This window comes from uncultured Dokdonia sp. (assembly GCF_947492815.1).
Taxonomy (GTDB): Bacteria; Bacteroidota; Bacteroidia; order Flavobacteriales; family Flavobacteriaceae; genus Dokdonia.
The window spans coordinates 81985-105124 of record NZ_CANLOB010000002.1 but is presented as its reverse complement, the minus strand read 5'-3'; the positions used below and the strand labels follow the sequence as shown (position 1 = coordinate 105124).

Sequence of the window (23140 nt, the reverse complement as noted above, 5' to 3'; positions counted from 1 at the left end):
TAGCAACATTATCACTAACTTGATAGAATTCTTCAAAAAAACATGCTTCAAGCGAGAATTACACAATTAATTAGGCTTTTTTGTAAGAATTCATCAGTTGTTTTGTCGAAGCGTCGTGTTTGGAAGTATTTACATCTTCAAAATCACCAAGTATCTGTTTTGCAAGTTGTTTACCTAACTCTACACCCCATTGGTCATAGCTATAGATATTCCAAACAACTCCTTGTACAAATATTTTATGCTCATACATAGCAATTAATGCCCCTAAAGTCTTCGGAGAAAGCGTATCAATAAGATATGTTGTTGTAGGTTTATTTCCTTCAAAAACTTTAAAAGGGGTAAGTTGCTCTATACGCTTTCGCGAAAGCGTACTTCCTTCAAATTCAGCTATTACCTGAGCTTCAGTTTTACCATTCATCAAAGCCTCTGTCTGCGCAAAGAAATTGGCCATTAATTTATCATGATGATCTGTATTACCATGAAGGCTTTTCTTAAATCCGATAAAATCGGCAGGGATTAATTTTGTTCCTTGGTGAATTAACTGAAAAAATGCGTGTTGAGAGTTGGTTCCTGGTTCTCCCCAAATAATATTTCCAGTTTCATAAGTAACACGATTCCCATTACGATCTACACTTTTTCCATTACTTTCCATAATGGCTTGCTGTAAATAGGCAGGCAATCTATGTAAATATTGTGTATATGGAATAACAGCTTCACTTTCGGCACCAAAGAAATTATTATACCAAATACTTAATAGTGCCGTAATCACAGGAATATTTTCGCCGAAAGGCTGTTCTTTAAAGTGAACATCCATCTCATGGGCTCCTTTAAGTAATTCTTCAAAATGATCATATCCAACTGCAAGGGCAATAGTAAGCCCTACCGAACTCCATAATGAGAAACGTCCTCCCACCCAGTTCCACATTGGGAAAATATTCTGTGAAGCAATTCCAAAATTCTGAACGGCTTCTAAATTTGTAGATACTGCTACAAAATGATTCCCTACAGCTTCTTCTCCTAATTTATTTACAAACCATTTACGCACTGTAGTAGCATTACTTAATGTTTCTTGGGTCGTAAATGTTTTAGAAACAATTACAAAGAGTGTTGTTTCTGGATCAAGATCTTTAATAGTCTCCATGACGTGATCTCCATCTACATTTGAAATAAAGTGGGTAGTAAGATGATTTTTATAATACTGAAGTGCTTCTACAACCATAACGGGACCTAAATCTGATCCTCCAATACCAATATTTACAACATCAGTAATTGTTTTTCCCGTAGCACCTTTGTGCGTTCCTTCTATAATGCTTTTTGTAAAGCCCTGTATAGAAGCACGAACTTTTTGAACTTCTTCTTTTTGAAAAGCAGTAGCTGTAAAATCTCTCAAAGCTGTATGCATTACAGCACGGTCTTCTGTAGCATTTATAGAATCACCTCCAAAATAGCTAGCAATAGCTTCAGAAAGTCCTACTTCTTCTGCAAGTTCTATTAAAAGTTTTTTGGTTTCTTCTGTGATTCTATTTTTACTGTAATCTACCAGAAAATCTTGCCATTGTATCGTAAATGTAGCCGCTCTATTGGCATCTTCAAAAAGTGACGTAAGATGTGTGTCTTTTACAGCTTCAAAATGCGCTTGTAATTTCTTCCACGCATTGGTTTGGTTTGGGTTAGAGTTTTTCATGTGGGTAGTTATTTACCGTAGCTTATAAATCTTGTTCTTGTTGTGTAGTAGAAGCATCTACATCTGTGTCATCTTCAGGAAAAGAAATTCGTTCTAATTGTTTTTCTAAAGGTTGCATGATGCTATCATAAATAGGTTTTAAATCTTCAGCAAGAGGTTCTGAAGCAGGTAGATCTTCTTTAAAAGGATCTACTTGTCGTCCATTTTTCCAAAAACGATAACACACATGAGGCCCTCCTGTGTTTCCTGTCATCCCTATAGTTCCTATCACTTCTCCTTGTCTTACGAAGTCTCCAACTCTTGCAATACGTTTCTGCATATGTAAATATTGGGTTTCATAAGTTCCGTTATGACGTATTTTCACATAATTTCCATTACCTCCCCTACGTTCAGATTTTGTAACCGTACCGTCTGCGGTAGCAAGAATCGGGGTACCGATTGCGCCTGCAAAATCAGTTCCTTTATGAGGGCGTACTTTATACCCATAATACTTGATACGTCTCTTTAAGTTGTATCGGGAAGACACTCTATTAAACTTAAGCGGTCCTTTCAGAAATGCACGTCTTAAATTATCTCCTTTTTCATCAAAATAGTCTGATCCTCCAGGAAGTGAATCATGCTCAAAAAGATATGCATATACAGGTCTTCCTTTATGCTCAAAAACACTGGCTTTTATTCTCCCTATTCCAGCAGCTATACTATCGTTTACATAACGCTCTTCATATATTACTTTAAACCGATCTCCTGCTTGGAGTTTAAAGAAGTCTATCGTCCATGCATAGATATCTGCCATTTTATAGGCCACTAGTACATTGGTATCTAATTCGTCAAATGTAGAAGAGAGGTTACTATTAATTATTCCTGAGACTTCTCTTTCTACTATAGTCACTGGGTGTGATTTTTCTGCCGCAGTGATGTCATCTTGAAAATCTACAACAACATAGTCTTCTTTATTTTTTTCATAAATAAAAACCTGTGCTGTTTCTGTTGTGTCCTTAGATTTTAATAATACATAAGGCTTGCCTACTTGTATTCTGCGCGTATCAAAAACTTCTTTAATAGTATCAGAAATTTGTTGGATAGTTCCATAATCTACGTGAGATTCAAAAAGTATTTTCCCAAAACTATCACCAGATTTTACCGTATCTCGTTGTACTATATAATCATCAAGAATGTATCCATAAGCTTGAAGTGGAGACTTCTCAACAGGCTTTAACTCTTGGATTGGCAGTTTTTTTTCTTCTTCTTTATCACCACAAGCGGAAATGCTTATTGCAACTACTAGTATGGCTAATATGGTTCTTATTCTCACAGGTTTTAGTATCTATCCTTTACACATCTTGTCCCCAATTTGCTAATTCTTCGGCTGTCCAAACATCTGGAAAAAATATTCTACGCTGATATTTAGGATGCATATATTTTGTCCATTCGCTTCCCCCTGTTGCTTCTACGACTTCTTCTCCATTATTTAAATAATGGTTTGCCGTGTGGTAGTGCGACATCACCCAAGTTACGTTTACTGTATAATCATAATGACGCATTGCTTTTCGCAAGGTTGGATCATTTCGATCTACTTCTGGTAGGGACTTGAATTTAGCGTACAAATTTATAGTATTATATTCTTTTGTGAATGCTATAAATTCATTTTTATATTTTTCTTCAAAAGCATATAGCAAATAACTCTTTTTCCCAGTCTGGTAATTCTTTCCTGCAGCTTGCCAATATAAATGCTCTAAAGCATGTTCATAGGGAGTGTTTCTATCTATGGTTTCGCGAAAGCGGGCATCTATTAGATTAATTAAATCTGTACTCGCAAATTCTATTTTTCGATATTGTGCGCTTTGAAATCCACTCGCTGGGGTTAAGGTCTTTCTAAATTTCATGTATTGATCTAGATCCATCCCGTCTTTCATAATTGTAAAAGAGGAGGTTAGCATATCAAAATAGCGACTTATTCGATCTAAGCGTGATGCAAAAAATGTTGCTGTAAGGTTTTTGTGATGGGCAACTTGTTCTATTTCCCATAGTATCATTTTAAAAAAAATCTCAGTAACCTGATGATACATGATGAATACATTCTCATCAGGAAAATTGGTGCGTGGTAGTTGCAGGTTTAGTAATGCATCTGTATGAATATAATCCCAATAGGTAATGGGTTTGCTTTGTAATAATCCTTCCAGATGATCATCAAGATCTTGATCTATTTTTTCGTACTTATCATCAAGGGCGTCTATAATACGCTCAATATCTGGTTCGATTTTTTTCTTCATAGTATTTGGTTAATTATCTACTACAATTTTAAAGGAGTGTTTAAGCCCTTTAAATGCTTCTAAATCTGCTTTAAGAGATCCTACAGCTAAGCTTGCCTTAATACGAATAGGAACCTTATTATCATCATCACTTACCCAAACGGTAAGACTTTCTTTTTCTTTAAAGACACGCCCCGATTGTACTAAAGGTCTAAATTTAAGACATCTTATCTTACCAAACTCAGTATTCATAACTTCTCTTCCTAAAAAACGGAGTTTAAAAGGGTAATTTTCTTTGTCAAAGAACATCGTTAATGTTGTTTCGTCTCCTTCCTTGAGATTTGTAGCATCTATATGATTACGTAAATAGTAAAATGCAGATACCATATCTTGTACATTAATAGCTGTATCTACCGTATCACGGGTATTATGTTTTCTATTAAATATATGTGCTTTGTGATTTTGCTGATCAAAATCAATGATTTTATCTTTAGTATGACCTCCTTCATCTATTTTACGAATAAATTGATAGGGTAAATCTGTTTTCTTATCTATGTAGCTTTCGTAATAATCTTCTACTTTAAAAAACCATCTAGAAACACCACTTGTTTCTCCATAGCCTTTCACGTGGTATACTGGAGTATTATTATAGTTTGAGTCTTCTACTGTGAGTGTCGCATAGCCCGCTGTAATCAATCCATAATGCACTCTAAACTTAAACCATTCTCCTTCTTGATAAGCAGCTTTTATTTCTTGTGATGTTCCAGTAGTACTCACTAGTATCAAAACCCCTATTAAGAGCCATTGTTTTATGTGTTTTACCGATGTTCTCATTCGTGGTAAGATTTGGTTATTTAGTAGGAGTATTTACAATAGTTATTCCAAAAATACTATAATAAAAAACTTCGCCCTATAAAGGACGAAGTTTTTGCACAAATATTGTGTTAAGTACTTTATAAAGTTACTATTGAGAGATATGTAATTATATTCCTACCATTTCCTCATCCATAAAGAGTGAGTGATAAAATCTTTAGTATGCCCTTTATGATTTGACAAAGAATAAAGATTTAGCACCTATAAATACTATTTGATTTGTCAAAATATATAACGGATTAAACGAATACGCTATTACTAGGTAAAAATATAACACAATAGAATGTTAGAATATTAACTAGAGCATAACTGAAAACTATATATAGATTTCATACAATTCGAAAAGAAAAAACAGTGATTCAGAAAAAAAAGCTATTTCTAAGAGATACGAGTCGTAAATTTAACAAAAATCTATTTTCGAGTTTATGAAACAACTAGCCATTGTACTATTTTTTCTTTTCTCCATAGCGATTATTGCTCAAGAAAAAAATCTGGATAGTGTATACCAAGCTTTACAAAAACATCAAGACAGAGACACCACTCGTGTAAGTCTACTTATTGACTACACAAAATATCATCAAGTACGAAACGTAGACAGTATGTTGCCTCTAGTAAAAGAAGCTATTGCTATTTCTGATGAATTAGGATATAAAAAAGGAGCGGGTTACTCTCGTAATACACTGGCGACTTATTTTCTAATGAAAGGAGAAATAGAAAGTGCTCTAACAAAAGCTCTTGAAGCAAATACGATCCTTCAAAAAATAAATGATGTAAGTAATCTTACTTTTAACAATAATCTTCTTGCTCGCATATATTCAAGAGACGGTCAATCAGAAAAGGCACTAGCGATGCACTTAGATAACATCCAACTCATAAAAAACAAACCTGCTAGCGATCAAAAAGGTGGTTTTTACTATTATACAGCACAAGCGTATGAGATTTTAGATAGCCTTGATCAGGCACAAATAATGTATCAAGAGGCATATAATGTGAGCGAGAAAGCAAACTTCTCTTTGGGAAAAGTGCTATCGTCTGCAGCGTTAGGAAGTCTTTACAACAAGCGCAATGAATTTGCAAAAGCTATCCCTCCACTCACAGAAGCACTTGCTTTTCATAGAACACACAAACAATCTTACTCTGTTGCAAATACTCAATTTGCTCTTGCCCATAGTTATGCTAATATTGGGAAGCATACAGAAGCCATAAAACGCAATGAGGAAGCTATAACTATTTACAAGAATCAAGATAGAAAAGTAGACCTTCGCAACGCCTACCGAAATCACATAAGTTATCATGCTGCAGTAGATAATCTCAAGGGTGAAAACGAAGCTTTAAAAAATTACCATCGCCTTAATGACTCTATTTTTTCTGCAGAAAAGGTTCAAGTAATCGAAGAATTACAAACCAAATATGAAACAGAAAAAATCACCGCTCAAAAGGACGTTGCTGAAGCTACGGTAGCACTTACTAAAACTCAAAGTGAACGAAATCGCATTTATTTTATTAGTGCGCTTACAGTGGCAATCCTATTACTAGCGGCTGGCATTCTCTATTTTAGTAGGCTACGCGCCCAGAAAAAAGCGCAACTTATCACTCTAGAACTTCGCGAAACACAAAAACGTCTTGCTTTGGAAAAACAATATCGCAATAGCGAACTCAAAGCTCTCAAAGCACAAATGAATCCGCATTTTATTTTTAATGCACTCAATTCTATTCAAGAGTACATCATCCTCAACGAGAAAAATATAGCAAGCGATTATCTAGGGAAATTTGCAGATCTTATGCGAAAATATCTTGATCATAGCGATGCAGGGTTTATTACAGTACAAGAAGAAATAGATAGTCTACAAATGTATCTTGATTTGGAAGCATTACGATTTGAAGACACACTAATCTATAAAATAAATATAGATGAAAACGTACAAACAGATATTGTAAAACTCCCTACAATGCTTATACAACCCTATGTAGAAAACGCACTAAAACATGGATTACTCCATAAGGATGGGGAACGTGTATTAAATATTTCTTTCTCTAAGCCTAAAAAGGAAATCTTATGCTGCATGATACTAGACAATGGAATAGGCAGAAAAGCCTCGGCCACTATGAAAGAAAAACAAGGAATCATACATCAATCATTTGCTACACAAGCAAATGAAAACAGATTACAGCTCTTAAATTATAAAGAAAACAAAAAAATAGGTGTAGAAATTATAGATCTATATGATCAATTAGGCAAGGCACAAGGCACAAAAGTAATTCTAGACATACCTCTTTTAAAACCGTGATACATGAAAGCAATAGTTATAGATGATGAGAAACGAGCTCGCAACCTTCTACACATACTTATTACAGAAAATTGCCCTAAAATAAAGGAAATATATGAAGCTTCTAATCTACTAGACGGTATTAATATTATTAAAAAAGAAGAACCAAATATTGTTTTTTTAGACATTGAGATGCCTAAACATTCTGGGTTAGAAATTCTCAATTTTATAGATAAAGACATCTTAAATTTTGAAATCATATTTACCACTGCATATAGTGAGTATGCCATCAAAGCTTTTCAACTAGCTGCCATAGATTATTTATTAAAACCTATACGACCCAACCAAGTTAAAGAAGCTGTAAATAAAGCAATTAAAGTAATCGGGAAATCAGAAATTCATTTAAAACTAGAAGCACTCAAAGAAAGTTTTACTAAAAAATCATTTGAAAAAATTGCACTTCCTGTCGCAAACAGCATCAAATTCATGCCTTTTGACGCTATCATTATGTTGCAAGCAGATGGTATGTATACAAAGGTATATACGCGAGATGAAGGTACCATATTGATCACAAAACCTTTAAAACACTACGTAGATCTCTTCAAAAACAATCATCTCTTTTATAAACCTCACCGCTCATTTCTCATTAATTTATCGTGTATTAAAGAATACGTCAAAAGTGATGGTGGTTATATTATCATGGATAACGAAGAGATCGTTTCAATTTCCAGAGATAAAAAAGAAGAGTTTCTTACGCTAGTGACCAATCTCTAGTAAACTACCTCGAGACAAGCCATATATTATAAATCCCTTTAGCAGTGCCAATAAACATATTATAAACTACCATATTTTTGATATATACGGGACTGTTTATAAATACGCTTTCGCGAAAGCGTATACTACAACCCAACCACTAAGGCAGTATTATAACTAAAAAACGTTGTTTAGAAGTAAATTAGGTTATTCAGAAACTTCTTCGATATCTAGATAGGTTCTCAAAGTATTTTCGTGGTCAGAAAAACCAAAACCATTCTTTTAATTATGAAGACCATTAAATTCCTTTCTATCCTTTGTTTTGCTTTTATAACAATGCTTAGCTGTGAGCAAGACGATTTCATAGAACACGAAGAAACTCTTATTACAGCAAATAGTACCACAACAGCCAATGCTGTCATAATTGGAAATCGTAATAAACTTAAACAAAAACCAAGACGTAATTACAAAAGTGTCATTTTAGTAGACGATCCAACAAACTCAGTAACAAATGCTGCTGTACAATACACGCCTATAGACGGAGAAAATCCATTTCCAGAGCCTTTTGAAATGGAAGTATCTAGCATACGTAAAAGCATACGCAAAATGCAGAAAACACAATCAATGCTTAACGATGCGCATTTGTTTCCAGCTGGAAAACCTTTTCAACAAACAGCTACTTTATATAATGAACTTGGAGAACCCGTTGGAGATCAAAGTGAAACATGGGTAACGGCACAAGATAATGACGGGACCGATATAAATCGTATTGAAAGTCTTTACCTATCACCAAGCAGTGTCTCAATTCCACTACGTTTACGTACAGATCAACCAGAAGGCATTACTGTATTTGCCCGTGTAGAGTTGTATGGTAGAATTCTCATTAAAGGAGAACCTTTAGAAATGGAGATGACTGTATATGATGAAACTGATGGAAACATAGGACTCACAGGAACTGCCATAGCACAACTAGCTGAACTTACAGGAGGAAGTGATATTATACCTGGCGACGAGTTGCAAATCTCTATCACTACAAAAGATGCAAGCGGACAAACCATTGATGAAGATTATTTTATTACTACTGTAACACTTTCATCCAATTCAAATACCGTAAGACGCTCAGAGTCATTTGTTTTTGGAGAAACCGTGTATATAGAAACGCGAGTAACTGCTGAGACTGGTTCTAATATCGACAAAGTAATGACTGTTATCATACCATTAGAAGGACAAGACTTTGAACCTTTTGAACTTGAATTATTTCCTGTTTCAGAAAACGAAAACACCATTACGTTCAGATCTGTTGGTCATGAAAACCCAACATTTGTAAGTGCCGTAGATGCAGCACAAAATATAATACACCAAATGACTATTATAGATACTGACGGCAACGCTACAGACGAGACTGTGCAAAGCGCTATTACATTACTTGAAGGAATTACTCGTAATCCAAAACATATCATAAGACCGAATGGCGTGACTCGTATTCGTATGGGATTGAAAGACCCAATTGCACAAGAGGTAGCGTATGCTACGATGACGATTGCTTCTGATATTATTGAAGGAGAAGTTGATAGTATCACCCTAGAAGCTATTAGCAATTCTGACGGCGGTATATTCCGCATTGATGGTGATTTTGTATACGACTATATAAACAATAATCCTGACGGTACGGACTATACAACGCAAGTCACAACATACAACTCAGCAAATGAACCTATAGGAATAGAAGATGTGACTTTTACAATAGAAGATAGACAAATGCCCTATGAATTTACTCAAACAGTGATTACTAAAAATAGTACAGGTGTTATTCGTATTAAAGGTCAAGTCCAAGCAAATCCTACTGCTGGAGCACCAGTTAACACTTCTGGACCAATAAATAACCGTATTATCATACCAGAAGGAAATCTAGATGGTACTGCTTTAGAAATGAACTTAGTATTGCAGCCCGATGAGAACAATCCAGACCTTTACAATTTTGATGGAATTTATGGAGATATCAATACAGATATATTCAGTACGCACTATGAAACTGAGGCAACAATACTAAATGAATCAGACCAAATACTAGGTACCACAAATGTAGTTTTTGACGTCGTAGAAGAAGAGATTATAGGAATTATACAAGCATCTCTAACTCAAAACGATGATGGAGAAACATTTACGCTCTCTATGGAGGTATCTGGAAACAGTGTTGAATTAATAGAGCAAATAGCTGTTTTTCTAACTCCGCAAGATGGTGGAAGTGATGCTGACCCTGAGGATTTCGTCTTAGAGTACATAGATGACACTTTTGATGGTAGATTATATCTTAATAGCTTTGTCACCTTTGCCGATCCTGATAGCGTTATAGATATGCTCTACACAGCAGAAATTACAGTAAGTGTAGATGGTAGCAATGGGCCATATCTTCCTTTATTATTAGTATACAATTTAACAGGAGAAGAATAACCAACATATATATTGTAAACGAGTTGGGGGACACGTTTTTTTTAAAGAAGGCTTATCTATAATTAGGTAAGTCTTTTTTATTTGGATCAAACACCTTAAGACTCGTTTTTTACGATTACACGCTTTCGCGAAAGCGGATAGAAAGAAAATACCATATCATCCAAAACATACATTTTAGAAATAAATACGGTTACTCAGAAAGTCTCCATCTAATTGTTGTCCATTAGAAAATACTTTAGCCCCAAGAAAACAAAACCATAGTACAATGAAAACAATTAATTTTTTAATCATACTCTTATCGTTTAGTATAACAGTAACTGCTCAACAATCTTTTTTTGAAACTATAGATGCACATGGACCAGATGCTACATATCAAGTATATGGTGATTTGTATAAAAATGACAAAGGAGAACCAGCTGCACAAGAGGTAACAACTTATAAAAACAAAATTGAAAAACACCAATACCAAGGGCTTCCTTCTGGGATCACTATTTCTAAAGTTTTGGATGATGGTAAAACTGCATTGTCAAGTAACTACAATGGCATCAGTATAAGCGCCATCAAGTATGTAGGATTTCCAAACACTTCAATCCTTCACCATACAGGATACAATAGAGGATACGTTGCCTTTGATAATTACATATTCTTTCTTCATGGCATATCTAAAGATCAAACCGGTTTTAGTGAAATACGATCTATCATGATTTTAGATGGAAGTGCATCAAAAACAGGGAAGAAAAAAAAGAAAGGAAAATTCTGGAAGCAACTTAAAGAAGCTGCACTTAATGAAAGACCAAGTGGTGAAGGTAGCAGTCCAGAGTATAAAGAATTAATGGCAAAAGACCCTGAAAAATTGGTAAGAGAGTATCTAAAGAAAATGAAAGAAAAACAAGCTTCATACACGATGACTTCTCAAGACAGAAAAAATCTAGAGACACTATATAACGGTGCAAAAGCAGATGATGCTTATGCCAAAAAGAAGAATGATGAATACTGGGCAAGTGAAGAAGGTCAAGCTATCTTAGAAAACAGACGCAGAGCAGAAGGTGCATCTCGAACTGACAACGTAACGTTAAAAAACAACTCTTCTAGCACTATTTACATAGGATCTAATGGGAGCAATAATAGAGGAACAGAAATAGGACCTGGACGCACGGCTGTTTGGAGTTGTAAACGGGATGGGTATCTACAAACTGTCACTAAAGTAAGTAACACTAGATCTTTTAAAAGTACTACCTCAAAGGTATATACTGCAAATTCAGGTTGTGGCGACACTATAAACATTAATTAATTACGGTAATACAATGGACTACCTCGACACAAGAATACTAGGTATCTAATCCTGAAAAACAACATCGGTGTAAGCACTGGAAATTAAAGACTTGGCTATTGTCATGCAATTAAATGTCATCGCTTCAGACATCTATAAATAGAAGCATATTATCTCACTAAAACAAAAGCGGCTACCTTTTCAGGTAGCCGCTTTATCAGTATTTATAAAGTGTACATTTTCACGTAAGTGAAATCTACATTGAGTTTATCAAAGTATGAAAGAAAAATTACAACGTACCTCTTTGTTCCTGTTCTCTTTCTATAGATTCAAAAAGGGCTTTAAAGTTTCCTGCTCCAAAACCTTTGGCTCCCATACGCTGAATAATTTCAAAAAATAAGGTGGGTCTATCTTCTAATGGCTTTGTGAATATTTGTAGTAAATATCCATCCTCATCAGCATCTACAAGGATAGAAAGTTCTTGTAGTTTTTCAATATCTTCTTTCATCACCTTCATATGCTCTCCTAATCGTTGTGGGATATCATCATAATAGGTTTGCGGTGGTGGTGGTAAAAACTCAATACCTCTTGCTTTTAATTGTGCTACTGTTTTAATAATATCATCGGTAGCCATCGCGAGATGTTGCACACCTGCCCCTTCATAAAAATCCAAATATTCTTCTATTTGTGATTTTTTTGCAGCTTTAGCAGGTTCATTAATTGGGAATTTAATACGTCCATTCCCATTACTCATTACTTTACTCATTAATGCGGAGTACTCTGTATGAATTTGTTTATCATCAAATGACAAGAAGTTTACAAACCCCATGACTTCTTCATACCATTTTACCCATGTATTCATTTGACCCCAACCCACATTACCTACCATGTGATCTATATATTTTAAACCTGTAGACGTTGGATTATAATCAGATTTCCATTCTCTAAATCCTGGAAGGAACGCACCTTTATAATTCTTACGTTCTACAAACATATGTACAGTCTCTCCATAGGTATAAATACCAGCTCTTACTGTTTCTCCATGCTCATCAGTTTCAACGGTAGGTTCCATATAAGGTTTAGCACCTCTTTTGGTGGTTTCTTCAAAAGATTTTCGTGCATCTTCTACCCATAGAGCGACCACCTTTACACCATCACCATGTTTTACAATATGATCGTTAATAGGTGATTTACTATTCAATGGTGTGGTCAACACAATTTTGATTTTATCCTGCTTTAACACATAACTTACTTCATCTCTAGACCCAGTCTCTAAGCCCTTATAAGCAAAAGACTGAAACCCAAAAGCTGTTTTATAAAAATGAGCTGCTTGCTTAGCATTTCCTACATAAAATTCAACGTAGTCTGTACCTAATAAGGGTAAAAAATCTTGCGCTCCTTCAAATATTTTTTCCAGTCCGTAATTTACGGGTTGTATATCCTTACTCATACTATTGGTTTTCTGTGGTTTCTATTTCTTTTATTTCGTATCTGATTGTTGAATCGATCTCTATAGTATCAACTTCTATGGTATCATACTCATACTCTTGTTCATAATCATAAAGGGTATCTGTCTCCCATTCATAAGGATCACTAGTATTAAAATCTCCATTTTTATACTCATCCATAATCGCAGAAGAAAGAAATGTTCCATATATGATAAATATTCCTATAAATACTAAAACTATTAGTCCATTAAAGACAACAGCTATAATATTGATGATTCTTGCCATGGAGACATTACTTCTACTTATTTCAGAAAACCCTTCAGTGTTTTCTTCGTATAATTTTAAACTTTTATTAGCTGCGACAAGACCTATGATTGCCATAATCAATGGTATTAAGGCTGTGATTCCATAACAACAACATCCTGCTACCCCTAGCACAAGGGCAAGAATTCCTAATATTAATGATAATGGATCTGCTGGTAATTTGTTATTTGACATATATATTAATTTTATACGCTTTTATTGGTGGTTACTTTTGTTTTCGAAAACCTGCTTGATGGCAGACAGTAGTGAACTTTTTAAAAATTGATTAGTGATCTAGCCACGATGTGTGATAACTCTCATCCGCGATTCCCATCGCTGCCTCACAAACCTTTAAAGGCTTGAAGGTATCTACCATCACGGCGAGTTCCTCAGTACCTTCTTTGCCAATACTTTTCTCTACCGTTCCTGGGTGTGGACCATGGGGAATTCCAGCTGGGTGTAATGAAATATGACCTGCCTCTACATCAGAACGACTCATAAAATCCCCATCTACATAATACAGTACCTCATCACTATCTATATTACTATGATTATAAGGTGCTGGAATACTTTGCGGATGATAGTCATACTTACGAGGCACAAAACTACACACTACAAAAGCATCCGTTTCAAAAGTTTGATGCACAGGAGGCGGCTGATGTATTCGCCCTGTTATTGGTTCAAAATCATGAATACTAAACGCATACGGATAGTTATACCCATCATATCCAACTACATCAAAAGGATGAGACGCATAGACCATTTCAAAAATATCGTCTTGCTTTTTTACTTTGATCAGAAAATCTCCCTTCTCATCATTGGTTTCTAATTCATATGGCTGACGCAAATCGCGTTCACAAAATGGAGAGTGTTCTAACAATTGCCCAAACCAGTTGCGATAACGTTTAGGGGTATAGATAGGTCTGCGAGATTCTACAATAAAAAGCCTATTATCATCTGTATCAAAATCTATTTTATAAATCACGCCTCGCGGAATTAATAAATAGTCTCCATATTTAAAATCTAAATTTCCTAAGTGTGTACGCAATTTCCCAGAGCCTTTATGTATGAATATAAGTTCGTCGGCATCCGTATTTTTATAAAAATAGTCTTGAGTTCTTTGCTTAGGTGCCGCCAAAATAATTGTACAATCACTATTGGTGAGTACAGGTTTACGACTTTCCAAATAATCTTGTTCCGGTGCAATTTGAAACCCTCTAAAACGATAGGATTTTATGCTATTCTCCAACGCTATTTTTGGCGCTACAGAATACTGCTTACGGATTTCTTTGACCTGTGTAGGTCGTTGCATATGATAACTATTGGTACTCATTCCATCAAAACCAATGGTTCCAAATAATTGTTCTGAGTACAACGTTCCGTCGGGTTTACGGAATTGAGTATGACGTTTAGGAGGAATTTCTCCTAGTCTATGATAAAAAGGCATGTATTGTAAGAATTTAGATTGCTTTAAAGTTACTTAAAATCAGGCAATCAAAGGCTATTCTGGATTCCTCTTAATAAGAAATTTCAGTAATAAAGGTAAGTATGTCCAACTTTTACTTGACATCGAGGTAAAGATACGAGTTTTTTATACATCTTAAAAAATGGTTTTACACGCTTTACCGCTGCGCTCTCCTTTCAGTCGTGAATCTCGTAAACTTCGCTTTCGCGAAAGCGTACTCAACAAAACACCATACGCGCTTGAGGTCTCCATTCAGAAAAGTAAAATTACAGGAATGCTTTTCCGCCCTACGACTAAAACTCAAACCGTAATTGCACATCGATTTCCTTTTCTTCTGGTTCAGTTTTTGTCTTCTTTTTGTCTTCCGTATTCAAATTGGAAAGTGAAATCCCTAATAAGCGAACACTATCTTTCATTTTCTCTTGATACAATAACTCTTTGGCCATTTCTAGAATAATATCCTTAGATCGTATATAATAATCAAGGGTTCTACTACGTGTTTGAAGCGTAAAATCTGAATATTTAATTTTAAGAGTGATTGTTTTACCAGCCACGTTACTTTTAGATAATCGTTTCTCAACTTCTGAAGCAATATGATCTAAACGCTCTATCATAAACACCTCTGATGTAATATTTTCAGAAAAGGTGCGCTCGGCTGCGAGTGATTTACGAATTCGATTGGGTTTTACCTGACTATGTTGAATCCCTCGTACAATATCATAATAATAAGCACCACTCTTCCCAAAATGCTGTTGTAGATATTCTTTGGACTTCTTTTTCATATCGAGTCCTGTAAAAATGCCTTTTTGATACATCTTTTCGGCCGTTACTTTTCCAATTCCATAAAACTTACGAATATCCAATGTCTCTAAAAAAGCAACCACTTCTTCAGGTGGAATGGTTTTCTGACCATTAGGTTTATTAATATCGCTGGCAACCTTGGCAACAAACTTATTAATGCTTATTCCCGCCGAAGCATTTAGCCCTGTTTTCTCTTTGATTTTTTGACGTATCCATGTTGCAATCACGGTAGCACTAGGCATGCCGACTTTATTTTCGGTTACATCAAGATATGCCTCGTCTAATGATAGTGGCTCTACAAGATCTGTGTATTCATGAAAGACTTCTCGTATTTGTTTTGATACTTCATTATATCTAGCAAAATCAGATCGCACAAAAATAAGTTCTGGACATAATTTACGGGCTAGTACTCCACTCATCGCACTTCGCACACCAAACTTACGGGCTTCATAACTTGCAGCACTTACTACCCCTCGATCACCACCACCTCCCACAGCAATAGCTTTTCCTCGTAAACTAGGATCATCTAGCTGTGCTACAGAAGCATAAAATGCATCCATATCTACATGAATAATCTTACGTATAGGGAGCGAGGTTTCCATTACTTGCAAGGTACGGATTTTGAAAATTGTTATACCTTGTAAGTACCAATTTTCAGATATGAAAAATTCATTATTTTTATTACTATTATTTAGTTATACTGGCTTTGCATGCACTTGTTACCCTGTAGATAGAAAACCTATTTTCAAAAAGTTTAATGCATTTACAGAAATATTTCAAGGTCGACTTATAAAAAAAGAATTTAACGCACCTGCTCATTTAGTCAGTTATCATCTCAAAGTAGAAGTAGCTTACAAAGGGGTTATTGAAGATGAAATTTTTGTGATACAAACTCCAAGTAGCGCAGCAGCTTGTGGTCAATATATTGATGATAAGTCTTCTTGGATCATTTATGCAATAAACGGCTATACATCGGCTTGTGCTCTAAATATAAACATCACAAAATTAAAGGGGAAAACTAATTTTACAAGTATTGAAAAAACATACAATGAAATACACAAAAACCTTCTTGAGAACCTTTCTACTTTGAAAAACTCAAATATGATCGTAGAAACCAATAAAACAGGAGATACTATAGCTTTTGGCAAACTTAATATTAATAAACAGCCAATAGGATGTTGGAAATATAACATAAGAGAGAATATACATACAACAACAAAAACCGAATACACAGAATATTATGATACTAATGGATGTTTACTAAAACAGCCACCTGACAAAACTTGTAACTAATGCCAAAAACAGCCATCATATTAGGGGCAACAGGACTCACAGGAAGTCTCTTAACAGCACTTCTTATAAAAGATCCAAATTATTGTAAAATCAAACTCTTTACAAGAAGACCTACAACTTTTTCAGACCCAAAAATCGAAGAAATTAAATGTGATTTATTGAATCTGAATGTTGTAAAAACTGAATTTACAGGAGACATTATTTTTTGCTGTATTGGTACCACCAAAGCCAAAACACCTAATAGAGACTTATATTACAAGATTGATTATGGCATCCCAATAGAGGCCGCTCAACTCGCCAAAGAAAACAGCATAGATACTTTTCTAGTCATTTCTTCTGTAGGTACATCAGACAAGAGTCCTTTTTTCTATGTTCGTACCAAAGGAGAAATGGAACGTGACCTCTTAAAAATTGGAATTCCTAACACATACATTATGAAACCTGCCTTTATCAATGGTCGTCCAGATGAAGATAGAAAAGGCGAAAAATTACTTAAACTTTTAATGAAAGTCACAGACTTTTTTATGATAGGTCCACTTAAAAAATATAAATCTGCACAAGCCTCACAAATTGCAAAAGCCATGGCTCATCTTGGGACAAACTATCATAAAGAAGCAAATATTGGTAATCATCAAATCAAAACACTAAGTCATCAGTATGAATCTTAATCAAGTTACTATTCCCTCAATAGATGTAGAAACGTCTATTCTATTCTATAAAAAACTAGGGCTAAAAATAATTGTGCATGTCCCTATGCAGTATGCTCGCTTTGAATGTCCAGATGGAGATAGTACATTTTCTATTCACAAAGTAGATACATTACCTACAAATGAAGGTGTGATCGTCTATTTTGAGATAGAAAACTTAGATCAAAAAGTCAACGAATTACAAGATCTAAATTTGCATGGCGATAGCACAATTTTTGACCTTCTTCCTACTGATCAGCCATGGTTATGGAGAGAAGCTAGACTAAAAGACCCAGATGGGAATCAGCTCATTTTATTTTATGGAGGTGATCATAGGAAAAGCCCGCCTTGGCGAATAGAGGAAGATAAAGTTGAAACTGCAGAAGATTCCCGCCTTCACAGGAACGAAAGTAACTCTTTAGAAATTGAACGTAAGTTTTTATTGACTTCAGACGCTTTTAAAGAAGCAGCTCACACCAAAACACGTATCAAACAAGGATATTTAAGTACTGATCCTGAACGTACAGTACGTATTCGCACTAAAGGAAATAGAGGTTTTTTAACCATAAAAGGAAAATCTAGTGATAGTGGTATGACGCGTATGGAAGTGGAGGAAGAGATCGCTTTCGCGAAAGCGGAAACACTCCTCAAACTTTGCCTTCCCGGAATCATAGACAAAACCCGATATGAAGTTACGATCAACAAGCAGACATGGGAAATTGATGAATTTTATGGCGAAAACGAAGGTCTTCTACTCGCCGAAATAGAACTCTCTAACGAAAACGAATCCTTCGCTCAACCATCTTGGATTGGGAAAGAGGTTACTGGAACTAAAAAATATTACAATTCTTATATTAGTACTCATCCATTTAATACTTGGAAAGAAACCAACTAAAATTCTTTATTATGAAATCACTTATCCCTATTTACTGTTTATTATTTATAGGTATCTCTTGTGTACAAAACACACCTCAAAGAGAATATATTTACAGAAAAAGAAAGTGAAGAAAAAAAGATTTCTGTCGCTTCTCAAATAGCAACATTAAAAGCAGATGGTTTTCAAATTTTTAATTATGTAGATGAAGCAACGGGAGATACCGTGATCATGCAACAGTATTATATGGCTTTCCTAAAGAAGGGTCTTAATCGCGATCAATCGGAAGAAGAAGCTACAAAATTACAAAAAGCACATCAAGCGTATTTAGGACGCATGTATGAGTTAGGATATGCAGATATTTCTGGACCTTTTGGAGATGATGGAGAATTAAGAGGAATCACAGTATATAATGTACCTACCCTTAAAATGGCTGATAGTTTAGCAAATCTAGACTCCATGATGAAAGCTGGAAGACTTAAAGTTGAAATCAAGCCATGGTGGGTGGGAAAAGGGTATCCGTTGCGGTAGTTATATGTTAAACCTAATTAAAGAATGACAAAAAACAAATACGAAAAGATTTTATTCAAATACCATAGCAATGTATTAGATGAATTGACCTTAGAAACGATGTGGGCAGAAGTAATAGATAAAAAGAATGGTATTTATAAACTAGATAGTATTCCATTTTATGGACCAATGATTGCAACAGATGACGAATTTTATGCAGAATTTGACGAATCTGAACAAATGCTAACTTATCAAAAAACAACTAAATTTTCTGGAAATTCGATTGTATTAGTTGTTATCACTCAAGATGGATTTGATAAAGAAATCATTCGAGACCAATTTAAAGATTTGAATTGTACATCTGAAGGGCTAAATGACTCCTACTTTTCTATGGAGGTTTTGGAAAAAGTAGATTATTTTAGAATTAAAGAGATACTAACTGAATATGAGAAAGATGGGATTTTAGAATATGCAGAACCATGTCTTTCAGAAAAACATCAATTGGACGTAGAAAATAACTAGGTACAATATGGTTTACAATACCCTCATCATACCTCTTTAAGCAAACGCTTATCAAATATAATAGGCAACTCATCTATAATTTTGACTTTAGAAAAATCAGGATGCTTAGGATTCAGTAATACATTTTCATCTATAGGATTTATAGCAGAAGGTACTTTAAGACATAAAAACTCCGATTGCGTCACAAATTGATCACCTATATCTAATACACTAGGATGCTCTGATCTATACATCCAGTCGACCGGTAAATCATCCAATGTAATTTGGCCTACACCCATAGTATCTGGAAATTCTAGCACTGTAATCTTTAAGTCTTTTGGAAATACATACGGTGGAATATGTACTAATTTTTCTAGCATCGCGAGTGAACTATTCCCAGCAGTATATAATACAGAAGTCCCTCTACGGTTCCACCTACCTCCATAAAGACGAGCACCTTCCCCAGATAAATCTTGAGCATATCTTCCTTTCGCTATTCTATAAACACGCATCCTATACTACAATACCATGAGCCATTCTATCTAGTAGCATCTCTACAGATGTAATACCATACTTTGTATCTAACATAGATAAAGGTGTCTGATTTTCAAAAGCATAGTTAGGAATATTTAACCATTTCCTAAAACTATCCCTATCACCAAAAAAGTCCCATCCTTTCTCAAAAAGAATAGAGACTTCTAAAATACGTTCTGTTTGAGGCGTGGATAAGCGTTTCTTATCTTTATGTATACGTTCTAACGTACGTTCAGAAATATGGAGTAACTGCGCCAGCTCTTGTTTTGAAAAATCAAATGCTGTTACCGCTAGTAAAAATTTTGGATAGGATAATCCTTCCCTAGATATATGAACTAATCGTAACGTAGAACGATCACTTAATGGATCATCACGCATCACTACTGCAGGTTCTGAAACCCCAGAAACTTCAATATCACTACCAGAAACCAAATTTTGGACAAGATTTCCTGGTGTATTGTATACCATATCGTCACTCATGACATTTTCAATTTTACACAAAGATAATGAATTTTGTCGTAATATTTACGACAAAATTACATGTTTAAGATTTTGACACTTTTATTTGTTGTTGCAATTGATTCCCATCTTCATCTACTACAGTAATTGTATAATCACCTTCTTGGGGTAAAACTGCCAACTCATGAAATGTTTCTGTATCTCCTATAAACGTATCATTAAGGTACCAAAATACCTTACTATCAGGATTGCGGTGCGCTAGTTTAAGGATAAGATCATTACGTGTTCCATCAAAATCTTTAGGAAGAATAACATCCTCATTTTTCTTAGGATATATAAAAGACATCGGTTGCTCTCCTAGAATAGTACAATCAGGATGTAAAGGGGGTAATTCTTTATAATCGGGATGTTTATTTGCATAATAATAGGCAATAGCTGGAGAGACTACAAATCGCACCTCAGCTTTCATTTGATCCAATTCATAACATGCTGAATTCACGCGATAATTACCCGAAGTAGTCACATAAATTTGTTTATGATAGGAACAAGCCTCACTATGAATACCCGCTTCTGGTATTAGTATATTTTTTGTGTCCTGACAATAAATACTTGCTGCTGCACCTGTTTTTGAGCATACTTTAATTTCTGTAAGTGCATCATAAGGCTTAGCAAACCAACTTCCTTCATTAGGCAAGGTTCGTAATACATCAAAAAATAAAGGAGCTGCTGCTTGTATTCCTGTAACACCTGGTCTACCTTCTCCATCTGCATTCCCTACCCAGACTCCAATTGCATATTGAGGAGTAACCCCCACAGCCCATGCATCCTTAAAACCATAACTCGTTCCCGTTTTCCATGCAATAGGCTGTGCATCTTCATAAAATTGCCAGTTTTCTTCTCCAGTTGGCCTATTAACATCACGCAATGTTTCCAAGGTATTATAAATCGCTCCAGCATCATAAATGGGAGCATTCGAAACAAGCTGAGTAGCTATATCATTTTCTTTAAATCTGTATGAATATCCCTGAAACGCATTTTGCACATACTCACTTGAAGAGTTTGTATATATATTTAAGGTATGAGCTAGTCCTGCATAAGTTTTTGTAATCTCCCATAAACTACTTTCTGCGCCTCCTAAGATGAGTGACAATCCATAGTAATTTGCCGACTTATCAATATGTGCAATCTCCATATCTTGTATGTCTCCATAAAACTTAGGTAAACCATATTTTTGTAACATACGCACTGCTGGAACATTTAAAGACCTTGCCAAAGCATTACTCGCAGGCACTACTCCTTGAAATTCTTTATCAAAATTTTGAGGTTGATACCCATTTATATAGGTTGGAATATCTGTTACTAATGTCTCTGGTAAAATAGTTCCTGCATCAAGCATACCTGCATATAATAAAGGCTTTAGGACACTCCCTGTGCTTCTGGGTCGTGTAATAATATCTACATCTTTTTGATGCTTTGCCGTTGTAGGTGCATTCCCTACATATCCTATCACTTCTTTGGTATTGACATCCATCACAACAATAGCAAGGTTATATATTTCGTTTTGACGTAATTGTTGGTGATGTTCTTTCGCCACTCGATTCAGTTGCGATTGTATATTTCCTTGTATTGTAGTTTTAATACGCTGTCCTTTGTACTCTTTTCGGATACGCTCTGTAAGGTGTGGTGCTATTTGCGGTAATGGATATGGTTTTCCTGGCAAGTCTTCTAGAATCGAAAGTTCATATGTAGCTTCATCTATAATGTCATTTTCCCATAACTTTTTTAAAAGTTGATTCCGCTTTCGCGAAAGCGTGCCCTCATTCTTTCCCGGACGAACCATTGCTGGATTATTAGGTAAGACTGCAAGTGCTGCGCTTTGCCCCCAACTTAATTGATCTGCAGGCAATCCAAAATAACGCCAAGCAGCAGTTTCTAATCCTACTACATTTCCTCCAAAAGGTGCATACGTTGCATACATTGTTAGAATCTCTTCTTTTGTATAGCGTGTTTCTAAACGTGTTGCTTTTATAAGCTCTACCAATTTTTCAGCATAGGTGCGTTTGCTATTTTTCCGAGAAAGCCGAATTACTTGCTGTGTGATCGTACTACCTCCTCTTCGTTTATCAGTCATGATATTCCCATACAATGCTTTTCCCATCGCTACGGGATTAAATCCTGGATGCTTATAGAAATATTCATCTTCAAAAAACAACACACATTGCTCAAAACGATACGGCACACTATCTAATGCTGGAAATCGCCATTGCCCATCATCTGCAATACGAGCTCCTAATAACTCTCCCGTATGACTTTCTACTACAGTAGATGTTGTTTCTTTAAATAAAATTGTAGGCAAGCAAAACAACCAATACACAAACACCACCACTAAAATCGACAGTTTGATTTTGTGTTTTTTAAGTTTAATACTGATATGTTGTTTTGTGATCTTCACTTTTTTTATAAACTATTTTCTTATTGTATTTTAACCCCTTCCGTCTATTGTTTCGCTATCACCATCTTCCCTATTCCTTGTACTACCCTTTCCGACAATTGTTTCGCTATCGCTTCTCAATCGCCACCTTTCCCTCCAAGGGAAAGGAGCTACTGTCTATGTCTTTTTTAAATCAGTTATCAAATGCTATTTGCATTTGAACTCTAAAGAGCTCCCCTCCTTGAAAGGGAGAGGTGGCATTCGCCTAAGCGAATGACGGGGTGGGTC

General features: G+C 35.3%; 20 protein-coding genes and 1 pseudogene. 10 read left to right on the top strand and 11 right to left on the bottom strand.

All coding sequences use genetic code 11. The annotated features are described in order from the left end of the window. Positions 1 to 70: 70 nt before the first annotated feature. Genes pgi through Q1A01_RS03145 form a run of 4 tightly spaced genes read right to left on the bottom strand, consistent with a single transcriptional unit; the run spans position 71 to position 4767 of the window. Positions 71 to 1684 carry a glucose-6-phosphate isomerase gene (pgi, locus tag Q1A01_RS03160; RefSeq protein WP_299675856.1) on the bottom strand — a complete coding sequence of 538 codons (1614 nt, stop codon included), beginning with the start codon at positions 1682 to 1684 and terminating at the stop codon, positions 71 to 73. Between the two features lie 22 nt (positions 1685 to 1706). Continuing rightward, on the bottom strand, positions 1707 to 2996 hold the full coding sequence (locus Q1A01_RS03155) for a peptidoglycan DD-metalloendopeptidase family protein (protein ID WP_366520083.1): 1290 nt from the start codon (positions 2994 to 2996) through the stop codon (positions 1707 to 1709). Between the two features lie 19 nt (positions 2997 to 3015). Beyond that, positions 3016 to 3954: a tryptophan 2,3-dioxygenase family protein gene (locus Q1A01_RS03150; RefSeq protein ID WP_299675853.1), complete on the bottom strand. Its 939-nt coding sequence runs from the start codon at positions 3952 to 3954 to the stop codon at positions 3016 to 3018. Positions 3955 to 3963: 9 nt separating this feature from the next. Further along, positions 3964 to 4767 carry a DUF3108 domain-containing protein gene (locus tag Q1A01_RS03145; RefSeq protein WP_299675851.1) on the bottom strand — a complete coding sequence of 268 codons (804 nt, stop codon included), beginning with the start codon at positions 4765 to 4767 and terminating at the stop codon, positions 3964 to 3966. A gap of 464 nt (positions 4768 to 5231) precedes the next feature. On the opposite strand from Q1A01_RS03145, the gene Q1A01_RS03140 reads away from it, so the two are divergent. The 4 genes from Q1A01_RS03140 to Q1A01_RS03125 all read left to right on the top strand — a co-directional run bounded on the left by Q1A01_RS03140 (position 5232) and on the right by Q1A01_RS03125 (position 11568). Continuing rightward, positions 5232 to 7094, top strand: coding sequence for a histidine kinase (locus tag Q1A01_RS03140; RefSeq protein WP_299675849.1), 1863 nt, complete (start codon positions 5232 to 5234; stop codon positions 7092 to 7094). Positions 7095 to 7097: 3 nt separating this feature from the next. Further along, entirely contained in the window at positions 7098 to 7847 is a 750-nt protein-coding gene (locus Q1A01_RS03135) for a response regulator (RefSeq protein WP_299675846.1), read from the top strand. Between the two features lie 267 nt (positions 7848 to 8114). Further along, positions 8115 to 10277, top strand: coding sequence for a hypothetical protein (locus Q1A01_RS03130; RefSeq protein WP_299675843.1), 2163 nt, complete (start codon positions 8115 to 8117; stop codon positions 10275 to 10277). A 265-nt stretch (positions 10278 to 10542) separates the two neighbouring features. After that, positions 10543 to 11568: a hypothetical protein gene (locus tag Q1A01_RS03125; protein ID WP_299675840.1), complete on the top strand. Its 1026-nt coding sequence runs from the start codon at positions 10543 to 10545 to the stop codon at positions 11566 to 11568. Between the two features lie 268 nt (positions 11569 to 11836). Here Q1A01_RS03125 and hppD read toward each other — a convergent pair whose 3' ends face one another. The 4 genes from hppD to dinB form a co-directional block, all read right to left on the bottom strand. Continuing rightward, positions 11837 to 12997 (bottom strand): 4-hydroxyphenylpyruvate dioxygenase, encoded by a 1161-nt coding sequence (gene hppD, locus Q1A01_RS03120; protein WP_299675837.1) that lies wholly within the window; start codon positions 12995 to 12997, stop codon positions 11837 to 11839. A gap of 1 nt (position 12998) precedes the next feature. Next, positions 12999 to 13493 carry a CCC motif membrane protein gene (locus Q1A01_RS03115; RefSeq protein ID WP_299675834.1) on the bottom strand — a complete coding sequence of 165 codons (495 nt, stop codon included), beginning with the start codon at positions 13491 to 13493 and terminating at the stop codon, positions 12999 to 13001. A gap of 91 nt (positions 13494 to 13584) precedes the next feature. Further along, positions 13585 to 14745, bottom strand: a complete 1161-nt coding sequence (locus tag Q1A01_RS03110; protein ID WP_299675831.1) for a homogentisate 1,2-dioxygenase — start codon at positions 14743 to 14745, stop codon at positions 13585 to 13587. A gap of 311 nt (positions 14746 to 15056) precedes the next feature. After that, positions 15057 to 16166 (bottom strand): DNA polymerase IV, encoded by a 1110-nt coding sequence (dinB, locus tag Q1A01_RS03105; protein ID WP_299675828.1) that lies wholly within the window; start codon positions 16164 to 16166, stop codon positions 15057 to 15059. Positions 16167 to 16224: 58 nt separating this feature from the next. On the opposite strand from dinB, the gene Q1A01_RS03100 reads away from it, so the two are divergent. The 6 genes and pseudogenes from Q1A01_RS03100 to Q1A01_RS03080 all read left to right on the top strand — a co-directional run bounded on the left by Q1A01_RS03100 (position 16225) and on the right by Q1A01_RS03080 (position 19449). Next, positions 16225 to 16857, top strand: coding sequence for a hypothetical protein (locus tag Q1A01_RS03100; protein ID WP_299675825.1), 633 nt, complete (start codon positions 16225 to 16227; stop codon positions 16855 to 16857). Continuing rightward, a complete protein-coding gene (locus Q1A01_RS03095) occupies positions 16857 to 17525 on the top strand; it encodes an NAD(P)H-binding protein (protein ID WP_299675822.1) in 669 nt (222 codons plus the stop codon). Before Q1A01_RS03100 ends, Q1A01_RS03095 begins: the two co-directional genes overlap by 1 nt. Next, positions 17515 to 17793, top strand: a pseudogene (locus Q1A01_RS23875) (VOC family protein); the annotation flags it as partial. The gene Q1A01_RS03095 and the pseudogene Q1A01_RS23875, both read left to right, overlap by 11 nt. A gap of 174 nt (positions 17794 to 17967) precedes the next feature. Continuing rightward, complete coding sequence (locus Q1A01_RS03090; RefSeq protein WP_299676615.1) at positions 17968 to 18438, top strand: CYTH domain-containing protein; 471 nt, start codon at positions 17968 to 17970, stop codon at positions 18436 to 18438. A 120-nt stretch (positions 18439 to 18558) separates the two neighbouring features. Continuing rightward, the gene (locus tag Q1A01_RS03085; RefSeq protein WP_299676612.1) at positions 18559 to 18948 is read left to right on the top strand and encodes a YciI family protein; all 390 of its coding nucleotides are present in this window, start codon (positions 18559 to 18561) and stop codon (positions 18946 to 18948) included. Between the two features lie 24 nt (positions 18949 to 18972). Beyond that, positions 18973 to 19449 carry a DUF4265 domain-containing protein gene (locus tag Q1A01_RS03080; protein ID WP_299675819.1) on the top strand — a complete coding sequence of 159 codons (477 nt, stop codon included), beginning with the start codon at positions 18973 to 18975 and terminating at the stop codon, positions 19447 to 19449. Between the two features lie 26 nt (positions 19450 to 19475). Here the strand turns inward: Q1A01_RS03080 and Q1A01_RS03075 are convergent, their stop codons facing one another. The 3 genes from Q1A01_RS03075 to pbpC all read right to left on the bottom strand — a co-directional run bounded on the left by Q1A01_RS03075 (position 19476) and on the right by pbpC (position 22873). After that, positions 19476 to 19940, bottom strand: a complete 465-nt coding sequence (locus Q1A01_RS03075; protein WP_299675816.1) for an RES family NAD+ phosphorylase — start codon at positions 19938 to 19940, stop codon at positions 19476 to 19478. 1 nt (position 19941) lies between these two features. Continuing rightward, complete coding sequence (locus Q1A01_RS03070) at positions 19942 to 20442, bottom strand: antitoxin Xre/MbcA/ParS toxin-binding domain-containing protein (protein ID WP_299675813.1); 501 nt, start codon at positions 20440 to 20442, stop codon at positions 19942 to 19944. A gap of 64 nt (positions 20443 to 20506) precedes the next feature. Then, the gene (gene pbpC / locus Q1A01_RS03065) at positions 20507 to 22873 is read right to left on the bottom strand and encodes a penicillin-binding protein 1C (protein WP_299675809.1); all 2367 of its coding nucleotides are present in this window, start codon (positions 22871 to 22873) and stop codon (positions 20507 to 20509) included. Positions 22874 to 23140: the final 267 nt, after the last annotated feature.